The organism is Streptomyces recifensis, from assembly GCF_002154615.1.
GTDB lineage: Bacteria > Actinomycetota > Actinomycetes > Streptomycetales > Streptomycetaceae > Streptomyces > Streptomyces griseoluteus.
Map to the genome: position 1 here is coordinate 1 of NZ_MUNH01000568.1, position 6192 is coordinate 6192.

Annotated in this window: 7 protein-coding genes and 1 riboswitch; of the genes, 2 read left to right on the forward strand and 5 right to left on the reverse strand. The window is 72.9% G+C overall.

Annotated features, from left to right (window positions below):
- The 4 genes from CCN33_RS26080 to CCN33_RS26095 form a co-directional block, all read right to left on the reverse strand.
- A partial coding sequence (locus tag CCN33_RS26080; RefSeq protein ID WP_140394680.1) for a 6,7-dimethyl-8-ribityllumazine synthase occupies positions 1-169 on the reverse strand: 169 nt, incomplete at its 3' end.
- A gap of 31 nt (positions 170-200) precedes the next feature.
- Complete coding sequence (locus tag CCN33_RS26085; protein WP_086695914.1) at positions 201-1529, reverse strand: bifunctional 3,4-dihydroxy-2-butanone-4-phosphate synthase/GTP cyclohydrolase II; 1329 nt, start codon at positions 1527-1529, stop codon at positions 201-203.
- A complete protein-coding gene (locus CCN33_RS26090) occupies positions 1526-2167 on the reverse strand; it encodes a nicotinamide mononucleotide transporter family protein (RefSeq protein WP_086695915.1) in 642 nt (213 codons plus the stop codon). The genes CCN33_RS26085 and CCN33_RS26090 overlap by 4 nt, the downstream gene beginning before the upstream one ends.
- Positions 2164-2769: a riboflavin synthase gene (locus CCN33_RS26095; RefSeq protein ID WP_086695916.1), complete on the reverse strand. Its 606-nt coding sequence runs from the start codon at positions 2767-2769 to the stop codon at positions 2164-2166. Before CCN33_RS26095 ends, CCN33_RS26090 begins: the two co-directional genes overlap by 4 nt.
- A 154-nt stretch (positions 2770-2923) precedes the next feature.
- Positions 2924-3054: riboswitch (FMN riboswitch) on the reverse strand.
- A 315-nt stretch (positions 3055-3369) separates the two neighbouring features.
- Between CCN33_RS26095 and CCN33_RS26100 the strand changes: the two genes are divergently transcribed.
- On the forward strand, positions 3370-4110 hold the full coding sequence (locus CCN33_RS26100) for an SDR family oxidoreductase (protein ID WP_086695917.1): 741 nt from the start codon (positions 3370-3372) through the stop codon (positions 4108-4110).
- Positions 4111-4143: 33 nt separating this feature from the next.
- Here CCN33_RS26100 and CCN33_RS26105 read toward each other — a convergent pair whose 3' ends face one another.
- Positions 4144-5331, reverse strand: a complete 1188-nt coding sequence (locus CCN33_RS26105) for an ROK family transcriptional regulator (protein WP_086695918.1) — start codon at positions 5329-5331, stop codon at positions 4144-4146.
- Positions 5332-5452: 121 nt separating this feature from the next.
- Between CCN33_RS26105 and CCN33_RS26110 the strand changes: the two genes are divergently transcribed.
- Positions 5453-6192, forward strand: a 740-nt coding sequence (locus CCN33_RS26110) for an MFS transporter (RefSeq protein ID WP_140394681.1), incomplete at its 3' end; no start/stop codon positions are given.

Here is a 6192-nt window from a genome sequence, read left to right on the forward strand (position 1 = left end):
CGGGGACCCTGATCAGGGTCGGTTCGTCGATCCCCAGGTCGTGCAGGGCGCGCAGGGCGCCGTTCACCAGACCGTCCATCACCTTGTCGTGCCACTGCGCCGCGATGACGGCGACCCTGAGGTCGCTGACGTTGCGTACGGACAGTTCCGGTGCACCCTTGCCGCTCACGTTGCTCCTTCGCGCTGTTCGCTCGGTTCGCTTACTGGTTGCCGCAGGTGGACACGGCGGGGGTGTCCAGCCAGGGCAGGTCATGGCCCATCCGGTCGCGCTTGGTGCGCAGGTACCGGACGTTGTGCTCGTCGGCGTGGACCGGCATCGGCTCGCGGCCGGTGACCTGGATGCCGTGCCGGGTGAGCGCGTCGGTCTTGTCTGGGTTGTTGGTCATCAGGCGCACGTCGCGCACGCCGAGGTCGGCCAGGATCTGCGCGCCGGCCGCGTAGTCGCGGGCGTCGGCGGGCAGGCCGAGTTCGAGGTTGGCGTCGAGGGTGTCCCGCCCGCGCTCCTGGAGTTCGTAGGCGCGCAGCTTGGACAGCAGGCCGATGCCGCGTCCCTCGTGGCCGCGCAGGTAGACGACGACTCCCCTCCCCTCGGCGTGGATGCGGGCGAGGGCGGCGTCGAGCTGGGGGCCGCAGTCGCAGCGCCGGGAGGCGAAGACGTCGCCGGTGAGGCACTCGGAGTGGACGCGGGCGAGCACGCCGGCGCCGTCACCGATGTCGCCGTGCACGAGCGCGACGTGCTCGACGCCGTCGGGGGCCCGGTAGCCGTAGGCGGTGAAGGTGCCGTGCCGGGTGGGCAGGCTCGTCTCGGCCTCGCGGCGGACGGTGGGCGCGACCGCGAGAGGCGCTGTCACGTCCTGCTCGGCCTCGGCCTCGGGGGCGCGGAGGTGGGTGACGAGGTCCGCGATGGAGATGATCGTCAGCCCGTGCTTGCGCGCGAACGGGATCAGCTCGGGCAGCCGCAGCATGCGGCCGTCCTCCCCGGCGATCTCCACGATGGCTCCGGCGGGGCGCAGTCCGGCGAGCCGGGCGAGGTCGACGGCGGCCTCGGTGTGGCCGTCGCGGACCAGGACACCGCCCTCGCGGGCGCGCAGCGGGAAGATGTGGCCGGGGCGGACGAGGTCGGTGGGCTGGGCGGTGCCGCTCGCCAGCAGCTTCAGGGTGGTGGCGCGGTCGGTGGCGGAGATGCCGGTGGTCACGCCGTGCGCGGGCGAGGCGTCCACGGAGACGGTGAAGGCGGTCTTCATCGACTCGGTGTTGTCCTCGACCATCTGCGGCAGCCGCAGCCGGTCGAGTTCGGCGCCCTCCATGGGGGCACAGATCAGGCCCCGGCACTCGCTCATCATGAAGGCGACGATCTCGGGGGTGACCTTCTCGGCGGCGATGACGAGGTCGCCCTCGTTCTCGCGGTCCTCGTCGTCCACGACCACCACGGGCCGGCCCGCGGCGATGTCGGCGACGGCCTGCTCGACGGGGTCGAGGCGGAGGTCTTCGATGCTGTCACCGGGGTGTAGCGGGGGTGCCGAGGTCATGCGGGCGTTCCTTCCAGGACGGGCCGCGCGTTCCTGCGGGAGCGCAGCCACCAGTCGCGCATGCCCCACAGGACGAGCGCGCCGTAGATCACGTAGACGAAGCCGGAGAAGGCGTAGCCGTTGGCGAAGTTGAGCGGGACGCCGACGACGTCGACGAGCAGCCAGGCGATCCAGAACTCGACCATGCCCTTGGCCTGGGCGTACATGGCGACGATGGTGCCGACGAAGATGTACGCGTCCGGCCACGGGTCCCAGGACAGGGACGGGTACGCGGTGAAGAGCAGCGCGACGGCGACGGTGCCGGCGGCGGCCGCCACGATCATGGCGGCGCGTTCGCGCCAGGTGGCGAAGCGGGGGGCGATGTGGCCGTCGGCGGCCTTGCCGCGGCTGCGGCTCCACTGCCAGAAGCCGTAGACGGCGACGGCCATGACGACGACCTGCTTGCCCGCGCTGCCGGCGAGGTGGCCGTAGAAGGCGGCGAAGAGGATCAGGCCGGAGACGAGCTGCACCGGCCAGGTCCACAGGGAGCGGCGCCAGCCGAGCGCGAGGGCGGCCAGTCCGAAGAGGTTGCCGATCATGTCCGACCAGAGGATGTGCTGGCCGAAGAGGGTGAACGCCTCGGTGTTGAGCGAGTTCACGCGCCTGCCCCCTGTCCGGCCGCGAGCAGCCGCTCGACGTACTTGGCGATGATGTCGACCTCGAGGTTGACCGGGTCGCCGGGCTGCTTGTGCCCGAGCGTGGTCAGGGCGAGCGTGGTGGGGATGAGGCTGACGGTGAAGTGGTCGGAGCCCGCTTCGACCACGGTGAGGCTGATGCCGTCGACCGTGATGGAGCCCTTCTCCACGACATAGCGGGAGAGGCTGGCGGGGAGCGAGATCTTCACGATCTCCCAGTGCTCGGACGGGGTACGGGCGAGCACCGCGCCGGAGCCGTCGACGTGGCCCTGCACGATGTGGCCGCCGAGGCGGGCGCCGACGGCGGTGGGGCGTTCGAGGTTGACGCGGGAGCCGACGGCGAGGGCGCCGAGGCTGGAACGCTTGAGGGTCTCTGCCATCACGTCGGCGGTGAACTCGTCATCCTCGTGGTCGACCACGGTGAGACAGACGCCGTTGACGGCGATGGAGTCGCCGTGCCGCGCGCCTTCGGTGACGACGGGGCCACGGAGCCGGAAACGGGAGGCGTCGCCGAGGTTCTCGACGGCGGTGACCTCGCCCAGCTCTTCCACGATTCCGGTGAACACGTCCCCGGTCCTCCTGCCTCTTCGGGCACGGACTCCGGGGGCCGGTCGATGACGACGGCATGGACGAGGGGAATGCACCGGGTCACGACGCCGAGAGGGACCCGTCCGGAAGGACGAGACCTGATACGGCGGCGTGCATGGTGATGCCCGCCCGCCGCGCACTGCCTCCCATCCGGACTTTAACCGTCGGTCCAGGAATTTCACCTGGTCAACCGGCCGCTGGAAGCGACCGGGTCGCGGACTGTAACCGCCGGTTCGGACTTTCACCGACCCCGGAGTGCGCTGCTTCTGGTACACCGCAAGTCTGCCACGCCCGCCGGTCGGCCATACAGGGGACCGGTGTGGGCTGCCTCACAGGCACACCGGACGGGTGAAGGCCCAGCACAACACCCTCACATCACAAGGGAATTGAGCTTGGTCCGGACCTATTGACCGGAGTGGTCTAGTCCTCTTATGGTGCGACCGGACCCGGCGGCGGTGACGAAGGCCCTTGCCCGCCGCCGGGTCACCCCAGCCGATGTCACATCCGCGGGGGCGTGGCCGTCCTGGTCATGGGGCGTGCCGCACGGGCCGCCCCGGACCTTTGGGAAGGCGAGCGGCATGACCACGATCCTGGTGACGGGCGGCACCGGCACACTCGGCCGGCTGGTGACGGAGAAGCTGCGGGCGGACGGCCACGACGTACGGGTGCTCAGCCGTCGCAGCGAGCCGTACGCGGTCGATCTGCGCAAGGGCGGCCCCGCGCTGGACGCGGCCCTGGCGGGTGTGGCGACCGTGGTGCACTGCGCCAGCTCGCCGAACGGCGGCGACGAGAAGGCGGCGGGCCATCTGATCCCGGCCGCGCGGCGGGCCGGGGTGGGGCACCTGGTGTACATCTCCATCGTCGGCGTGGACCGGGTGCCGCTGCCCTACTACCGCGCCAAGCTCGCGGTGGAGCGCCGGATCGAGGAGTCCGGGCTCGGCTGGACCGTGCTGCGCGCGACCCAGTTCCACGACCTGATGGCCACCTTCCTCGGCGCACTCACCGCACCCCCACTGGCCCTCCTCCCGGCCGCCCTGTCCGACCAGCCGGTGGAGGTCTCCGAAGTGGCCGCCCGCCTGGCGGAGTTGGCCCTCACGACCCCCTCGGGCCGCGTCCCCGACATGGGCGGCCCCGAGATCCGCTCCGTCCCCTCCCTGGCCCGCGCCTACCTCGATGCCACGGGCAGGAACCGCCGCCTGCTGGAGGTCCCCCTGTTCGGCCGGACGTACGGCGCCTTCCGCGCGGGCGGCCACCTGGCACCGGAACGGGCGGTGGGCAAGGGGACGTTCGAGGAGTACCTGGCGCGTCGGTTCGGCTGAGCCCGGGGCGCGGACGGTTCGCGCGGACACGCCCTAAGGCGCGAACAGCTCGTCCTGCGCCCGGTCGCGGGCCGTCAGCAGGGCGCCGCGCAGGACCGCGGCGCCCCCGAGGGTGCCGGGGCGCACCTCGGTGGGCAGGGGGGACAGGCGCTTCAGGCGGGCGGCGACGCGTGCCGCGAGGGGCTCGCCGCCGGCCTGGCCGATCTCGCCGCCGAGGACGACGCAGCCGGGGTCGAGGACGGCGGTGACGGCTGCGGTGCCGATGGCGAGGCGGTCGGCCAGGGTGTCGAGGAAGCGGGTGGCGGGTTCGTTCCCGGCAGTTACCGCGCGGGCGACCAGCCGGGCCGCGCCCGGACCGTCCAGCGGGACTTCGGCCGGGAGCCCGTGCTCGCGGGCCAGGGCGCCGATCGCGGCGGCGCCCGCCAGGGCGTGGAACCCGCCGTCGCAGTCGGTGGCGGAGGGCAGCGAGCCGGTGCCGGGGACGGGCAGGAAGCCGATCTCGCCGGTACCGCCGGAGGCACCCCGGCGGAGCCGGCCGTCGAGGACGACGGCGGCGCCGACCCCGTGCCCGAGCCACAGCAGCACGAAGGTGTCCCGGTCACGGGCGGCGCCCTCGCGCTGCTCGGCGAGGGCCGCGAGGTTGGTCTCGTTCTCGACGGTGACCCGCGCCTTCGGCAACCGCCGCTGGAGCGCGGCGACCAGACTGCGGTGCCACGCGGGCAGACCGCTGGAGTCGCGCAGGTCACCCGTGGCGGGGTCGACCAGACCGGGCGCGCCGATGCCGACGGTGTGCAGCCCCGCCCAGGCGTCCGGGCCCGCCTTGCGTGCCGCCTCCTCCACGGCCGCGACCGCCTGCTCGACGGCGGGTCCGGTGCCGCTCCCGGCGTCGATGGGCACGGCCACCTCCGCGAGCACCCGCCCGACCAGGTCGGAGACGAGCACCAGGACTCCCCCGGTGCGGACGTCGAGGGCGGCCAGATGGGCGCGGTCGGCGGCGATGCCGTACAGCCGGGCGTTGGGCCCCCGGCGCTGCTCCCCCGACTCCCCCACCACCCGGATCAGGCCGGAGACGGTGAGGCGGTCGACGAGGTCGCTCACGGTGGGCCGGGACAGTCCGGTGAGCTGCTTGAGCTGTCCCGCCGTCAGCGGGCCCTCCTGCTGCAACAGCCGCAGGGCGAGCCGGTCGTTGATGGCCCGTGCGGTGCTCGGTGATGCGGGCATGACGGGAATCCTCCCAGAAGCGGGCTGCCGGAAGCACTCTATCTATCAGGCAGGGTCCCTGATAGTTTGCGCGAGTGCCGAGGACGGTACAGCGGGCGACTCTTTGGGGAGGGACGTGAGGATGGAAGACGTGAGCCGGCCGGCCGGGGAGGTCAGGCGCGCCCGGTACGCCGTGGCGGCCGTGTTCGCCGTGCACGGCGCGGTGACGGGTTCCTTCGCCACCCGCGTGCCCTGGATCCAGGACCACGCCGGACTGAGCGCGGGCCAGCTCGGGTTCGCCCTGGCCTTCACCGCGCTCGGCGCCTCCTGTGCGATGCCGCTGGCGGGCCGGATCAGCCACCGCTTCGGCAGCCGTACGGCCCTGCGGGGGCTGCTCGCGCTGTGGACGCTCTCCCTGGTGCTGCCCTCGCTGGCGCCGAACCTGCTCACGCTGTGCCTGGGGATGTTCGCCTACGGCGCGGCCTCCGGCATGGCGGACGTGGTGATGAACGCGCTCGGCGTGGAGATCGAGCGACTGCTCGGCAAGTCGATCATGTCGGGGCTGCACGGCATGTGGAGCACGGGCGCGCTGATCGGCTCGGCGGCGGGCACGCTGGCCGCGCATCTCGGCTCGGACGCCCGGCTGCACCATCTGCTGGCCGCCGCCGTGCTCACCGTGCTGGGCCTGCTGGCCTGCGCCTGGGTGCTGGACGTACAGCCCGCCGAGGACGAGGAGCCGCCGCCGAGGTTCGCGCTGCCGCCCCGCTCGGCCCTGCTGATCGGCGCGGTCGGCTTCTGCGCGGTGTTCGCTGAGGGGGCGAGCCTGGACTGGTCCGCGGTGTTCCTGCGGGACCGGCTGGAGGGCTCGCCGGGTCTCGCGGC